The sequence below is a fragment of the Akkermansiaceae bacterium genome (assembly GCA_024233115.1).
Lineage (GTDB): Bacteria > Verrucomicrobiota > Verrucomicrobiia > Verrucomicrobiales > Akkermansiaceae > Oceaniferula.
Genome location: JACKQB010000002.1, coordinates 614,396 through 628,176, shown reverse-complemented (window position 1 = coordinate 628,176; position 13,781 = coordinate 614,396). Strand labels below are relative to the sequence as shown.

Here is a 13,781-nt window from a genome sequence, read left to right as displayed (position 1 = left end):
CTGCCTGATGGTGTGACAGCGTGAACTGCGTGTGGGGATCAGCCTTGCAATTGCTTTACAAAGATGGCAGAAACGCCGCGCGGCCCGCTGGCTGTGTCTATGAAAATTATTATTGTAGGAGCTGGAGAAATCGGACGTCATCTGGCGATCTCCCTGTCGCGCGAGGCCCATAGCATCGTGGTCATTGAAAACGATGCCCAGGTCGCCGCCGAACTTGAACAGCATATCGACGGACGGGTTATCACCGGCAGCGGTGCGAGTGCCAGTGTGCTTCTCGATGCCGGAGTGGTGGAGTGCGAGCTGTTCCTTGCATTGACCAGCGACAGTACGGTGAATCTGATGTCGGCGTCGATGGCCAAAAAACTGGATGCCCGGAAAGTGATCGCCCGGGTGAATCCCGCCCTCCAGCGTGAGGAGTGGCTGTTCGACTACCGCACCCATTTTGGCATCGACCACGTGTTCAGCTCCGAGCGGCTCAGTGCTATCGAACTCTCCAAATTTGTAAGAAACCCGGATTCGCTGATGGTGGAGGAAATCGCGCGTGGACGTATAGAACTGCAGCAAGTCCGCGTCAATGAAGGCAGTGATGCCGTTGGTAAACGGCTGGTCGACCTCAAGGCACCCGAACGGACGAGGGTGGCATCGATTACCCGCGGCGGCGAACACTTTGTCCCCTCAGCTGAAGACGCACTGGCGGCGGGTGATGTGGTGACGATTTTCGGGGAGCCCAACAAGTTGCGCAAGTTGTCGACCCGACTGCAAAAGGGAAGCGGCAAGCAAGAGGAGATCCGCGTCGTTATTTTCAGTGGTGGTGAATACGGTTTTTCCCTCGCGCAGATGTTAGAAAGTTTCCACTGTAAAGTGAGGATCATTGAAAAGGACCGTGAGCGTGCGGAAGAGCTTACAGGGCTTTTAGCGGACACCACAGTGATCAACACCGATGGGACGGTGCTTTCGGAGCTGGAGGAAGAGCAGGTAGGCGATGCGGATTTCTTCATTGCCACCAGTGGTAGTGATGAGGATAACGTGATGACCTGCTTGCAGGCGAATAACCTCGGGACCAAAAACTGCCTCACCCTGATCCACCGGGCTGATTATGCGAATGCGATCAGTGCCAGTGGTCGCCACTTTGGCGTCCTCGCTGCGGTGAGTCCCCGGGAGGCTACCCGGCGTGAGCTTGAGCGTTTCCTGACTTCGGACCGGTTCCACACCGTCAAGAAAATGGGTGCCGGCGAGGTGATCGAGACGGAGGTGGCCAAGGCCTCGATCGCTGCGGAACACATGGTGTCCGAGGTCGCCTGGCCGGAGGGCTGTGTGCTGGTTGCCCTCATGCGAGGTATCCACGCGAGTTTTCCAGGGCCGGAAGATGTGCTGCACCCGGGTGACACCATTTATGCGATGGTGGCTCCCAAGGTGCGCAGCAAGTTCCTCAAACTGGTCCGCTGACCGCCCTGCCCACCACCCGCTACCCGCTACCCGCCATTGCGTTAAAAAATGAACTTCCGGATCCTCGCTAAATTCCTTGGTGCCTTGCTTCTGTTGGAGAGTGTGGCGATGGCATTCTGCGGCGTATTCGCCTGGCTGGATGACGTGCCTGGTGACGTCGGTGCCATGAAGGCCTTGTTTTTATCCGCTGGGGTGGTTGCCGTGGGGGGGCTCTTGCTGCTGGTATGTGGTATTGGGAAAATTGACCGTATTCCCAGGCGCGAGGGGATCGTGGTGGTGGGGCTGGGTTGGCTGCTGTGTGGAGCGGTGGGAAGTTTGCCGTATTTGTTAGGTGAGCCCAAGTTGGAGATTGCTGACGCATTGTTTGAATCGGCTTCCGGGTTCACCACCACGGGATCGACAGTGATGAGTGCGGATTCCTCCGTAGCTGGTAATATTGAGTCATGGCCGAGAGGTATCCTGATGTGGCGTTCTGTGACCCAGTGGCTGGGGGGGATGGGTATCCTGGTTCTGTTTGTCGCTATCCTTTCCTACCTCGGGATGGGGTCGAAATCGCTTTTCCGCAACGAGTCCTCATTCCAAACGGGTGAGGCCAGCACAGCCCGCATCCGGGACACCGCCATGATTTTGTGGAAGGTGTATGTCTGTATCACGGTGGTTTGTGTGTTGGGGTTGAAGGCGATGGGACTAACCACGTATAATGCGGTTTCACATGCGTTCACGGTGGTTTCAACCGGTGGTTTCAGTCCCCATAATGCCAGTGTCGGGCACTACATGGATTGGGGCAACGGGTGGTTGATCGAGCTCTGGCTCAGCCTGTTCATGGTGGTGTGCAGCATGAGCTTCCTGGTCTGGGTGGTGTTGTTGAGGAAGCGGTGGAAACGACTGCGCGACGAGGAGGAGGGCCGTTTATTTGTTGTCTTGTGTGTCGTCTCGGCTGTCGTTCTGGCCTTTGGGATCGCAAGCTCGCAGACCGTGGATTTCCTGACCGCGCTGAGACACAGTTGGTTTACCATCACATCCATTGCCTCCACCACTGGGTTTGGCACGGTGGATTACACGGAGTGGCCAAGTTTCGGGCTGATCATGATCGCCGGGATGATGTTGCTCGGTGGCTGCTCGGGCTCGACAGCCGGTGGTCTGAAGGTGAGTCGGCTGATCGTATTCCTCAAAACGGCACGGTTTGAAATCGTCAAGGCGTTCCGACCCAACCAGGTATTCCGGATGCATGTCAACGGCAATGCCCTGGGCGAAACCGAGAGGGGGCAGACCGTGGTATTCGTCGCGCTTTACGCCTTTATCGTGATCGTCTCATGCTTTGTTGTCGCCCTTTTGGAATCGGCCAATGGCACCGACATGATTACCTCGTTTGGCTGCGTGGTGGCGACACTCGCTAATATCGGCCCGGGTTTTGGCGACGTGGGGCCGTCCGGGAACTTCGCCCATTTACTCCCAGTGACCAAGTTGTTCCTGTCGGTCTTGATGATCTTGGGTCGTCTCGAACTCTATGCCATCCTGGTCTTGTTCATGCCCTCGATTTGGAGGAAATACTAACGGCGGAGCGCGGCTAATTGACGTAAATGTCGTCGGGTGCCTCAGCCAGGATCCGGTGATACGGGGAGATGCCACGCAATAGGTCGGCCCACAGATCGTGTGCGTGATGACTGGCCAGGATGCCCGAGGTCGGGAGGGTTGGAATCCAGGAGTTTCTCCTCAATTCGTTCTCCAGCTGGCCAGCAGTCCATCCTGAATATCCGGCAAAGGCCCGGACCAGGGTGCCTGGCTGGTGGGAGTGTCTGATGGCGTCAGCCGCGGAGATCCGGGTGGCGTATTTGAGCGACTGGTTTTCCTTCGTCCAGAACGCGGCAAAAGTAAGATGCTCCTGGCCTACCGGGCCACCGAGGTGCACCGGAATATGGACGAGATCGGCAAACTCGGGCGATGTCAACAAATCACCAAGGAGCTGTCCCGTGGGGTGGTTCAGGATCAAGCCGTAGGCACCGTCATCGACATGATGTTCGGCTAACAGGATCACACTTTTATTGAAAATGCCATCCCTTAACGAAGGGTCGGCGATCAGCAGCTGGCCTTCGAGGTGAATGGGGGAATCGGTGGAATCATGCATGGGCGGTACTGACTATCTTTCGAGGAAAGTCCGTGAGATGTCAAGTGACGGATCCATGATTTTAGGACAATTATTTTTAATCCATTTTACAGGGATGGAATTTCTTGTAACTTGCGGATTGCCAAGTCGCTGTTGGCCGTGAAGCATATCCCTATGGACTCCATGGATTGGAAACTACCTGTTGTTGCCATCGGTTCCGTCATCGCTGGATTGTCGATGGTATCGTGTTCCTTGTTGGGGGGCGGTAACAAAGCTTCCAAGGACGACCCCTACGGTCTCGGAGCTTACCAGAGTGCGGGAGGACGGGTTGCGGGGATGGGCCCCGCGACGGCCGGGGTATCGCCTGGCGGGGGAGCATCAGCGGGTGCCGCATCGGGCTCCCCGGGCAAGGCGGCGGGTATCACCCGGGATGAGGATATAGTCTGGGCTCCGGAAAACCCGGATGAAGCGATTGGCGGTGGCCTGGAGGAGCTGTGGAAGCAGCCGGAAAACAAAACCTGGCACATGAGCTATAAGGAAGCAGCCCAGCAATCGAGGCAGACGGGTAAACCCCTGCTGATCTGGTTTACTGATTCCGCGCAAAGCCCGCTTTGCCGTCGACTGAGTGATGAGTTGTTCTCGACCTCCGACTTTGAAAGCTGGGCGACCTCGACATTGGTTAGATTGCGGGTGGATACCACCATTCCCCCTAAAGAGCGCAACACCGATCTCGGGGTAAGGAAATCCCGCTATGTGGAGCAGTTGAAAAAACGTTACAGCGTGCATGGCCACCCCACAGTCGTCCTCCTCCTGCCCAGTGGCGAAGTGCATGCCAGCTACCGGGGGTACAAAAAAGGGGATTCGGATTATTACTGGGCACGTTTGAAACAAGCCGTGGTCAAGGCTGAGGAGTCGTATGGAAAATGGCGCGAGAAATACGAACAGCGGGGTTACCGGCTCTGGACCAGCAGGGATGGTCAGAAAACCTTCGCCAAACTTTACCGCTTTCAGCCAGGGAGCGTGACCTTGATCGATCCCGATGGCAAACGTGGCACCACGTCCTTCAAAAGGCTCTCCGATGCGGACCAGGCATGGATTTTGCTCCAGAAAAAGAAATACGACGCCCGCAAGGGCGAGTAAGCCCGCCATCGCGGGGGGTGAAGCGGGTGGGGGACGGGTAATCGAGCCCGGTGGGAACCAGCTTCCAGGGGGCGGGTCAGCTGGAATGGATGCCGTGGATTTCCAGGGGCGCAAATCTTGGAAATTTCTCTTGCAGTGAGATAGAAAAGCGATTAGCCATTGCCGCCCTAGATTCGGGACCCCCCTGATGACCAGGGGCTACGCCTCCTGAAATACCCTCCATTGCAATCAATTTCCACCTGTCCACGTCACCTTATTCCCCCATGGCCGCTAAAAAGAAAACGACAAAGAAAGCCGCTAAGCGTGTAGTAAAGAAAGCTGCCAAAAAAGCAGTCAAGAAATCTACCGCCAGCAAAAAAACAGCCAAGAAAACCACCCAAAAAGCAGTGCCTAAAAAAGCGGCTAAAAAGGTCACCAAGAGGAAAGTGACCCAAAAAGTCACCAAAAAAGTCACCAAAAAGGCGGTTAAGAAGGCGGTTAAGAAGATCACGAAAAAGGCCGTGAAGAAAACCACCCAAAAGGTGGCCAGAAAAGTCACCAAGGCTGCCCCAAGCAAAAAAGCGGTCAAGAAGGTTGTCAAGAAGCCCCTCCCGCGCAAGTCCGTGGTGCTCAAGGGGTTTGCTAAAAAACAGCACCAGCGCTTGCTGGACCTCCGCGACGAAATCCTCGACGCCATGTATGGTGTCACTCATGACACCTTGAAAAATACCGATAGCATGGAAACCGGTGGCGGGGGAATGCACACCGGTGATGCCGGTAGCGACTCCTACGATCGTGATTTCGCCCTCAACCTGCTGGCCAAGGAGCAAGATGCCCTGAGCGAGATCGAGCAGGCGATCACCCGGGCCGAGACCGGCGTCTACGGAATCTGTGAAATGTCCGGCAACCGCATCCCCAAAGAGCGCCTCGAGGCCATTCCCTTCGCCCGTTACACCGTCGAGTGTCAGGCCGAATGGGAAAAGCAAATCGGCAATAACCGGGGCAACAGCAAACCGGAATTCGGCTTCTCCAATGGCAATATGCGATAAAAATGCGCAAAAATACCAAATCATCGGATTCTCTGCTTGACCAACGGGCGTAAATGCGTAGTTTGCGCGTCCCGCCCACCATGGCTTCGCGCCCCGCGTCGGATACATTCCAGACACCTACCGCGGCTCAGGCCAGGCACACAAACCGACACAGGCGACCCGATTTCCGCACTTTATTGAAAACAAAGACAGCACCTCCATCACTATTTTAACAATCATCAGATCATGGCACGCGACATCATCATCCTCGAATGCACCGAAGCAAAGGCTGAAGGAAAGCCCACTTCACGCTATACTTCCACTCGTAATAAAAAGAGCCTTAACACTCCAGGCCGTCTGGAAAAAATCAAGTTCAACCCGTTTCTTCGTCGCCGTACTCTCCACCGTGAGATGCGCTAGGCTATCGACCGTTCACACCAGCTGCTAGCAACACGAACCACCATTTTTCATCATGTCCTCAATATCCACTCCTAAGAACAAAGAGCGCCGCATTTCATTCTGGAAAGCCAACCGCCCGATGCCGCACCGTCGCCACGACATCCCGGCCGCCGAGGTTGACTATAAAAATGTCGAGTTGCTCACGAAGTTCACTACTTCCACGGGTAAGATCCTTCCACGTCGCGTAACTGGTGTTTCCGCCAAGCTTCACCGCAAGATCACCCGTGAGATCAAGCGCGCCCGCGCCTGTAACCTGATCGGGTAATTCCGTTAAGGTGAATAAGTCACTTTCCAAGCCTGTCCGCTGATTCCGGGCAGGCTTTTTTCTTTGTTTTTTACGCGCCAACCAACTGCTACTGACCACGATGAAGGAACTTAAGGACACACAGAACGAGTTTGACGACCGGAACATCGCCATCGACCGCGTGGGTGTCAAATCCCTGCGCTTCCCGCTCCAGGTGCGCAACAAGGACGGTAGCACGCAGCGAACCGTCGCGACCACGGCCCTCGCTGTGGATCTGCCCCATCACTTCAAGGGTACCCACATGAGTCGCTTTGTGGAGGTGCTGAACTCCCACGGCAACTGCCTCGACGTCAGGGAAATGACCGCCATCCCGAACGAGCTGCTCGGTCGGCTCGACGCCCGCAAGGCACACGTTGAATTCCGCTTCCCCTTCTTTCGCAGCAAACCCGCACCCGTCACCGGGATGCCCGGTGTCATGGACTACGAGGTGGTTTTTGAAGCCGAATCCGACATCGACGGTGGCCATGATTTCAAACTGACCGTGATTGTTCCGGTAGCCACCCTCTGCCCGTGCTCGAAGGCGATCAGTGCCCGGGGCGCCCATAACCAGCGAGGCACGGTGACTTACTCGGTGCGGTTCAAAAAGCCCATCTGGATCGAGGATCTGGTCGACCTGGTGGAAGCCTCCGCCAGTTGCGAACTCTACAGCCTGCTGAAACGGCCCGATGAAAAAGCGGTGACCGAACGCGCCTACGACAACCCGGTCTTTGTTGAGGACCTTGTCCGCAACATCGCCGCCCGGTCCAACGCCCAGGACAACATCGTCTGGTATCGCGTGGAAGCGGAGAACTACGAGTCGATCCATAACCACAATGCCTACGCAGTGGTGGAAAGTGAAGCGGTGGGCAAGTGAGACAATCACCGGTCTGCATGCTCACCTGGCTCTCGCACTTGAAAAGGTGAAAAACATGCGTGCGGTTTTTGCCAGCTGCGGTAAAAAGGGGGCATGTCCGATGACCATTACCTCCGCCGCCCATACCTGACACTTCCTGGAGCCAGGGGAATGCCGGATGTCCGTGAAATCCTCGCCCGCATGCCGGACGAGCAGAAACACCGCTTTGAATCATCCGGCGAGTTCATTCGTCGCCTCGCTGTGCGCATCACCAAGTGGCGCGAGGGCTTGCCCGAAGATGAGGAGCCGGCGATTTTTGCCCTGATGTCGAACGGAGACGCCGTCGAAGTCCACTCCCTGGGTGAGGACGGCCACTCAAGTGTGGTGGTGGAAGGAAACCTCAATGGTTCCGCCTGTATGTTTATCAGCCACCAGTCGAGTTTCCAGGTGGTGTGTTACACCCGCAAGATCGAGGAGGAAAAACCTGCCCGGAAAATCGGTTTTCACGTCGGGGGCGAGGAAATAGAAGCGTAGGCCGCCAGTTAGCTGCCACCCTCGGAATGCGGGGGCAGTCGCAGCCAGCCTGCGGGTTTGTTGGTCCCTCCCAGCAGCCAGCCGTCCGCGGTTTTGACCAACGGCAGCCTTACCCGTGGAAGGCCCGCGATGTTTTGCTGGACGACTTCCACCGAGTCGGCTTCGACCTTGCTGATGATGGCGACATGGCCATACTCGCCATGCGTGTAGACGAGCAGGTCTTCAGCCCGTGGTTTTTCATCACCACCATTACGGTACTGCACCAGAGCCCTGTCCCGGTTGATTTCCCCATGTTTGAGGGAGGTGTTGAAAAAGCTTTTGGCATGCCCCCAAACATCCGGCATGTGATGGTGAAACCGGTCATGGTAGTAGCGTTTGACAAATTCAACACACTGCCAGCACCTACCATAATAATAACCGTCGTCGTTCGAATAATGCTCACCGTGACTCTCGTAACAGTCTTTCCCGTTAGAGTGAATTGCAACGCCGCGTTCGCGGTCGACGATTGCCCCCACTGGTGGAATTGGCCGCGTCGAGGGTTCATCACTCTCCTGGTGCCAGAACAGCTTCATCCCCAGGCCAATGATGATTGGGGTTAAAAGTATAGCTAAAACCAATAAGAATTTACGCGACACAACAGAGGGGGGTTAAACTAAGTTTGATTTAATGTCAACCAGTAAAAACAGTGCACTGTAAACTTCCGCGACGGAGCCGTCCGGGTGGCGAAAGGGTGTTTTGACACGCAAGTGTGCCGACAACTCCCTGACATCAGGCCAGAGCTCGATGGTACACTTCGCCGGGGCGAATTCACCTTGGGCGGAATAGTGTTTCCAGCCGAGCCTGGTGCCGTCATCCGGGCACCGGAACCATGCCTGATAGCCACACATGACCTTGCCCTTGAGTCCCGAGGTGCTTTCCCGACTGGTTCCGGCCCCGACAGGAACCAGGCTGACGACAGCCAGTGGAAGGAAGATCAGGAGTCTCAAACAAGGCGACATAAGCCCAATACGTGGCAAATGTGCATTTTCTCCCTGGAAAATGGATTCCGCCCGCAACTTCATGTCATATCGGGGGATTTAATCAGACAGAATATTGCCTTTTCGGCGTTTAAGTGAATAGTGATCACCACGCACGGCGACAACCGCCCATTCATGAATGACTGACCTACTTATTGCTCCCGCCCGCGATAGCGGCTGTGAAGACCTTGAAGCACTTGCCGATGTCGTAAAGACAGCGGCCGAGCAGCAGCGGTCTCCTGTCGATGACGTGCTCGATTCCGGCGCTGTCGATGAAGAGCCCTACCTCGCCGCCCTGGCCCTGAAAACCGGTATGGAGTGGGTGGCGACCATCCCCGATTTTGAAAATGTCGGACCAATCCGCGCCGCATGCGGTCCCCGGGTCGCTCTGGCGCATCGTTTGCTCCCTATGGAGCTGGAAGGGGACGAAGGCAAACAAAGTCTGGTCCTGCTGACCTATGACCCACTCAATCTCGTGGCCCGTCAGGCTGCCACCCAACAGATTGAGCTGCCGATCATCTGGAAAATGGCGTCACGCCGCCGCATCCATGATTCACTGCGAAAACTCTATGGTGTGGGTGCCGATACGTTTGAGCAAATCCTGGAAGGGCGCGATCTCGATTACGATAACCTCGAAGCCGCCGATGAGGCCAATATCATCGACGCCGATGAGGATGAGGAGGCCAGTGTTGTCAAGTTTGTCAACCAGATCATCCGCGAGGCGCTACAGCAGCGCGCCACGGATATTCACGTCGAGCCGCTCCACGATAACCTGCGTATCCGCTACCGGATAGACGGTCTCTTGGTGGATGTCACCGTGCCCGATAACATCAAGGCGCTGCAAAGCTCCGTGATCGCCCGTCTCAAGATCATGGCACATCTCGATATCGCCGAGAGAAGATTGCCCCAGGATGGCCGGATCAACCTGCAGTTTGAAGGGGGCACCATCGATGTCCGTGTTGCCACCGTGCCTACCGTGGAAGGTGAAAGCGTCAGTCTGCGACTTCTGAACCAGGAAAAATTCACCATCTCGAAACTCGCGCTGGAGCCTTTTGTGGCGGATAAAATCAAGCAGTTACTCAAGCTCTCCAACGGCATCTGTTTGATCACCGGACCTACGGGTTCCGGTAAATCGACCAGCCTGTATTCCTTCCTCAGTGAGGTGAATTCACCAGATACGCGGATTGTCACGATTGAGGACCCGGTGGAAAACAAGCTTCCCGGGGTGATGCAGATTGCGGTGAAGTCGGAGATCGGCCTCACCTTTGCGAGTGGCCTTCGTTCGATTCTTCGGGCCGACCCGAATATCGTGATGATCGGTGAGATCCGTGACCTGGAAACGGCGGAGATCGCCATCCGGGCATCTCTCACAGGTCACCTCGTTTTCAGCACCCTCCACACCAACGATGCCATGGGCGGGATTAGCCGTCTAATCGATATGGGCGTGGAATCCTTCCTTCTCTCAGCCTCCGTCCGCGCGTTCCTGGCACAGCGGCTTGTGCGCCGCCTCTGCCCCAACTGCAAGACTCCGCACGAGCTGACAGACTTCCAGCGCAAGGAGTTGGAAATCCCGGATCACATCACCGGCCAGTGTTACGATGCGGTCGGTTGCGACCGCTGTCGGGGAACCGGCTTCAGCGGTCGACTCGCCATTTACGAGGTTGTTCTACTCACCGAGGCGATGCAGGATCTTATTGTCAAAGGCGAAGACAACCGTAAGTTGCTCGACCAGGCGTACAAGGACGGCTACGTGCCCATGCGCGAGTATGGTTGGCATAAATGTTTCTCGGGCGATACGACACTGGAAGAGGTGATTTCCGTCACCAGCGCGGAGCTTTGTTAGTGCCACCCATCATTTTGTAGCTATTCTCATTTAAACGGATCATTCATGGCGGTATTCACCTACAAGGCACTTGGTAAAAATGGAGCGGTTAGCCAGGGCGAGATCACAGCTGGTGATCGTCCTGAAGCTCTCAGGGTGCTGGGTCGGCGTGGTCTGCAACCGGTTTCCCTCAGCATCAATACGGCGGCGAAGGAGGCGAAGACATCCGCGAAACCGACACGTGCAAAATCCCCCGCCAAGGATGCCGCCAAAGGGCAGAGCGGTGGCAAAGGCACCCAGCGGGACGCAAACGGTTTGCTGAAGCTGAAACGTTCCGAGGTTGTGCTTTTTACCGAAGAGCTCAGCGAGATGCTGGGTGCCGGACTCCAGCTTGAGCCCGCCCTTAAATCGATGGAAAACCGTGAGGAGCTGGGGTCACTGAAGGATGTGTCGCGGGGGGTTAGGCAGTTTGTCCGTGACGGTGGTAGCTTTTCAGCGGCATTGAAAAAGACCAGCGACAGCTTTGGCCCGCTCTACTGTAGCCTGGCTGCGGCAGGTGAAGCGAGTGGTGCGCTCGATACCATCCTGAAACGACAGGCCCATTATTTGAAGACCCTGCAGGAACTTCAAAGCAAGGTTACCCTGGCCTTGATCTATCCGGCGTTTCTCGTGCTCGCGGGTATCGGGGTGGGGGTGATTTTTGTGACCAAGCTGATCCCCCAACTCACCGACTTGATTTCGAGTACGCCTGGAGGGAAAATACCGCTCGGTGCCAAGATCTTGATCGGTGCCAGTAACTTTTTCCAGGAATGGTGGCTGGTGCTGATACTCACCATTGTTGGCAGTGCTCTTGTTTTCAAGGCCTGGAAGGATGCCGAGGCGAACAAGCTGACATGGGACCGGACCAAGTTAAAACTTCCCCTGATGGGTAAGGTGATCGAGTCGCGGTTTTATGTCCAGTTTCTGGAAACCCTTGCGAATTTGGTAGGCAACGGGCTGCCATTGCTCAGATCCCTGGAGCTGGCACGGGATGCCACCCAGAACCTCCACATCCGACAGCACATGGATCGTGTCATCGAGATGGTCGGGGACGGCCGGTCCTTCTCCCGGGCCCTCATTAACTCGGGGATATTTCCACCACTTCTGATCGACATGGTGTCCGTGGGGGAAAAAACGGGTAAACTCGATAACTCGCTCCGGCGCGCAGCTGAGCGCTATGACTCCGAACTCAACAAAAACCTCGCCCGGGTGATGGAGCTTATTATGCCGGTCGTGCTGGTTGTGATGGCCCTGCTTATCGGCACCATGGCCTATCTCATGATCACCGCCATCTTCCAGACCATTGATAACCTCGGGGGAAGATAGACAAACTCATCGCTAGCTTAGGCCTCCCATTCCGCATCAAACGATCCGGGGTAACACTGCATCACGGATTTGATCATGGCGCGGCCGCTTTGTTCCTCGTCGAGGATGACCTGGTTGACGCCCGCTTCTATCAGCTCGACGTAATCAGAGGAAAACTTGGTGCGGGCGTAGACGGGTAATTTGGGGTTTAACTCCCGGATGGCTGGCAGGGCGGATAGAACCGCTTCCTTGACAGGAAAGGTGAAGGCGATGGCTCGGGCTGTGCCAATCCGGGCAAGCTCGAGCGCGATCCTGTGGCTGGCATCGGCAAAAATGCATTTGGTCCCCCTGGCGTGCAGTTCTTTGACCGTGTTGGCGTTCATTTCAATAACCGCTACGCGGATATCCGACTTGTGAAGGTTCTCGTGGAGATTCCTGCCCACCGGGCCATAACCGCAGATGATGACGTGATCCTGGAGGTCCCCGATTTTTCCCTTCATACCCAGATGCTTGTCAGACCTTCCGGTGCTATGTGTGACTTGACGCATTTTTTTGATGGCGGGCAAACTCCATTTCATCAGCGATGGCACCAACCCCATGGTGAGTGCGGTGGTTACCAGCAGGATTTGCTCCGTCAGCGGTGTGAGGGCTCCCAGTTCTCCTGCCCGGTTTAACAGCACGATGGAGAATTCACCCGTGCTGCAAAGCGCTGCCGCCGTGGTCAGCCAGTCGCCCATACGTACCCCCGAGGCGCGTGCGGCGATGGCAACGATGGCTCCTTTGACCACAATGACTAACAGGGCGTATCCTAGGATGGCCAGCCAGTTCTGGGTGATCGTCTGCACATCGATCAACAAGCCTATCGAAACAAAGAAGACGGTGAGGAATAGGTCTTTGAATGGTAACACATCCGCCAGCACCCGATGACTGTAGATCGAGCCGCTGACCACAACCCCGGCGGCAAAGGCACCCAGGGCCGGACTCAGCCCCAGCATTCCAGAACCAACGGCAACCGCGGAGCACAGCCCGACGACGGTGACGGTAAACAACTCACGGCTTCTGGTTTTGGCGACCGCGTCCATGATGTGCGGGATGCCGTAGCGGCTTAAAAACACCACCGCCGCACAGAACGCCAAGCCCTTGGCCAAGGCGAGGCCGAGCGATAGCATAGGCTGGTCGCTATCCCCTAACAACGCAGGCAGCAATACCATAAACAGGATGACTGCAAGATCTTGAAAAAGAGCGATACCCAGGGCGACGCGTCCTTGCGGGCTGTCCGGCTGGCCCATGTCCTGGAAGGTTTTGATCGAGACGGCTGTGGAGGAGAGGGCCACGGCAAAGCCGATGGCCAGGGCGTGGTTCATCGGCAAGCCGGCCATGGATGCGACTGCGGTTCCCGCCAGTGTGCTCAGCCCCATCTGGATGCCGCCACCGAGAAAGGCCGGGCGTTTCAGATGCTTGAGTTCATCCACGGAGAATTCGATACCGAGGGTGAACAGCAGCAGGATCACTCCCAGCTCAGACAGGGCATGGATCATGGAGCTGGAGTTGGCACCCGCCCAGTGCAGGATGCCGCTGTTAGCCAATACAAGTCCGCAGATGAAATAGCCTACCAGCAAGGATTGTTTGAAGCGTGTCAGCACCAGCGAAATCACCACCACCGAGCCAAGGATCAGGGTGAGCAATACAAAAAACGATGGCACTTCCGTTGCCGCTGCCAATAAACCATGAGGCATGCCCGCTTATACTGCGAGAACCACTTTCCTGCCAATG

General features: G+C 56.1%; 14 protein-coding genes. 10 read left to right on the top strand and 4 right to left on the bottom strand.

Annotated features, from left to right (window positions below; genetic code table 11):
• Window positions 1-99 precede the first annotated feature (99 nt).
• Entirely contained in the window at window positions 100-1,446 is a 1,347-nt protein-coding gene (trkA, locus tag H7A51_06860; protein MCP5535941.1) for a Trk system potassium transporter TrkA, read from the top strand.
• 48 nt (window positions 1,447-1,494) lie between these two features.
• Complete coding sequence (locus H7A51_06855; protein MCP5535940.1) at window positions 1,495-3,000, top strand: TrkH family potassium uptake protein; 1,506 nt, start codon at window positions 1,495-1,497, stop codon at window positions 2,998-3,000.
• Between the two features lie 13 nt (window positions 3,001-3,013).
• Here the strand turns inward: H7A51_06855 and H7A51_06850 are convergent, their stop codons facing one another.
• Window positions 3,014-3,571: a YqgE/AlgH family protein gene (locus H7A51_06850; protein MCP5535939.1), complete on the bottom strand. Its 558-nt coding sequence runs from the start codon at window positions 3,569-3,571 to the stop codon at window positions 3,014-3,016.
• A 162-nt stretch (window positions 3,572-3,733) separates the two neighbouring features.
• Between H7A51_06850 and H7A51_06845 the strand changes: the two genes are divergently transcribed.
• The 6 genes from H7A51_06845 (at window position 3,734) to H7A51_06820 (ending at window position 7,826) form a co-directional block, all read left to right on the top strand.
• Complete coding sequence (locus H7A51_06845; GenBank protein MCP5535938.1) at window positions 3,734-4,690, top strand: thioredoxin family protein; 957 nt, start codon at window positions 3,734-3,736, stop codon at window positions 4,688-4,690.
• 263 nt (window positions 4,691-4,953) lie between these two features.
• On the top strand, window positions 4,954-5,718 hold the full coding sequence (locus H7A51_06840; protein MCP5535937.1) for a TraR/DksA family transcriptional regulator: 765 nt from the start codon (window positions 4,954-4,956) through the stop codon (window positions 5,716-5,718).
• A 225-nt stretch (window positions 5,719-5,943) separates the two neighbouring features.
• Complete coding sequence (gene rpmG / locus H7A51_06835; protein MCP5535936.1) at window positions 5,944-6,117, top strand: 50S ribosomal protein L33; 174 nt, start codon at window positions 5,944-5,946, stop codon at window positions 6,115-6,117.
• A gap of 52 nt (window positions 6,118-6,169) precedes the next feature.
• Window positions 6,170-6,421: a 30S ribosomal protein S18 gene (gene rpsR, locus H7A51_06830; protein MCP5535935.1), complete on the top strand. Its 252-nt coding sequence runs from the start codon at window positions 6,170-6,172 to the stop codon at window positions 6,419-6,421.
• A gap of 100 nt (window positions 6,422-6,521) precedes the next feature.
• Window positions 6,522-7,313: a GTP cyclohydrolase I FolE2 gene (locus tag H7A51_06825; GenBank protein MCP5535934.1), complete on the top strand. Its 792-nt coding sequence runs from the start codon at window positions 6,522-6,524 to the stop codon at window positions 7,311-7,313.
• A gap of 93 nt (window positions 7,314-7,406) precedes the next feature.
• The gene (locus tag H7A51_06820) at window positions 7,407-7,826 is read left to right on the top strand and encodes a hypothetical protein (protein ID MCP5535933.1); all 420 of its coding nucleotides are present in this window, start codon (window positions 7,407-7,409) and stop codon (window positions 7,824-7,826) included.
• Between the two features lie 8 nt (window positions 7,827-7,834).
• On the opposite strand, the gene H7A51_06815 is transcribed toward H7A51_06820, so the two are convergent.
• Window positions 7,835-8,341: a CHAP domain-containing protein gene (locus H7A51_06815; protein ID MCP5535932.1), complete on the bottom strand. Its 507-nt coding sequence runs from the start codon at window positions 8,339-8,341 to the stop codon at window positions 7,835-7,837.
• Window positions 8,342-8,473: 132 nt separating this feature from the next.
• Window positions 8,474-8,824 carry a hypothetical protein gene (locus tag H7A51_06810; protein ID MCP5535931.1) on the bottom strand — a complete coding sequence of 117 codons (351 nt, stop codon included), beginning with the start codon at window positions 8,822-8,824 and terminating at the stop codon, window positions 8,474-8,476.
• Window positions 8,825-8,981: 157 nt separating this feature from the next.
• Between H7A51_06810 and H7A51_06805 the strand changes: the two genes are divergently transcribed.
• Both H7A51_06805 and H7A51_06800 read left to right on the top strand, forming a co-directional pair.
• Entirely contained in the window at window positions 8,982-10,685 is a 1,704-nt protein-coding gene (locus H7A51_06805) for a type II/IV secretion system protein (GenBank protein ID MCP5535930.1), read from the top strand.
• 45 nt (window positions 10,686-10,730) lie between these two features.
• The gene (locus H7A51_06800) at window positions 10,731-12,029 is read left to right on the top strand and encodes a type II secretion system F family protein (protein ID MCP5535929.1); all 1,299 of its coding nucleotides are present in this window, start codon (window positions 10,731-10,733) and stop codon (window positions 12,027-12,029) included.
• Window positions 12,030-12,046: 17 nt separating this feature from the next.
• On the opposite strand, the gene H7A51_06795 is transcribed toward H7A51_06800, so the two are convergent.
• On the bottom strand, window positions 12,047-13,744 hold the full coding sequence (locus H7A51_06795; GenBank protein ID MCP5535928.1) for a cation:proton antiporter: 1,698 nt from the start codon (window positions 13,742-13,744) through the stop codon (window positions 12,047-12,049).
• Window positions 13,745-13,781: the final 37 nt, after the last annotated feature.

What these genes read in the sequence shown, in the direction of transcription:
- trkA (MCP5535941.1), top strand. Translation starts at nt 100, where the DNA reads ATGAAAATTATTATTGTAGGAGCTGGAGAAATCGGACGTCATCTGGCG.
- H7A51_06855 (MCP5535940.1), top strand. Translation starts at nt 1,495, where the DNA reads ATGAACTTCCGGATCCTCGCTAAATTCCTTGGTGCCTTGCTTCTGTTG.
- H7A51_06850 (MCP5535939.1), bottom strand. Translation starts at nt 3,571, where the DNA reads ATGCATGATTCCACCGATTCCCCCATTCACCTCGAAGGCCAGCTGCTG.
- H7A51_06845 (MCP5535938.1), top strand. Translation starts at nt 3,734, where the DNA reads ATGGATTGGAAACTACCTGTTGTTGCCATCGGTTCCGTCATCGCTGGA.
- H7A51_06840 (MCP5535937.1), top strand. Translation starts at nt 4,954, where the DNA reads ATGGCCGCTAAAAAGAAAACGACAAAGAAAGCCGCTAAGCGTGTAGTA.
- rpmG (MCP5535936.1), top strand. Translation starts at nt 5,944, where the DNA reads ATGGCACGCGACATCATCATCCTCGAATGCACCGAAGCAAAGGCTGAA.
- rpsR (MCP5535935.1), top strand. Translation starts at nt 6,170, where the DNA reads ATGTCCTCAATATCCACTCCTAAGAACAAAGAGCGCCGCATTTCATTC.
- H7A51_06825 (MCP5535934.1), top strand. Translation starts at nt 6,522, where the DNA reads ATGAAGGAACTTAAGGACACACAGAACGAGTTTGACGACCGGAACATC.
- H7A51_06820 (MCP5535933.1), top strand. Translation starts at nt 7,407, where the DNA reads ATGTCCGATGACCATTACCTCCGCCGCCCATACCTGACACTTCCTGGA.
- H7A51_06810 (MCP5535931.1), bottom strand. Translation starts at nt 8,824, where the DNA reads ATGTCGCCTTGTTTGAGACTCCTGATCTTCCTTCCACTGGCTGTCGTC.
- H7A51_06805 (MCP5535930.1), top strand. Translation starts at nt 8,982, where the DNA reads ATGACTGACCTACTTATTGCTCCCGCCCGCGATAGCGGCTGTGAAGAC.
- H7A51_06800 (MCP5535929.1), top strand. Translation starts at nt 10,731, where the DNA reads ATGGCGGTATTCACCTACAAGGCACTTGGTAAAAATGGAGCGGTTAGC.
- H7A51_06795 (MCP5535928.1), bottom strand. Translation starts at nt 13,744, where the DNA reads ATGCCTCATGGTTTATTGGCAGCGGCAACGGAAGTGCCATCGTTTTTT.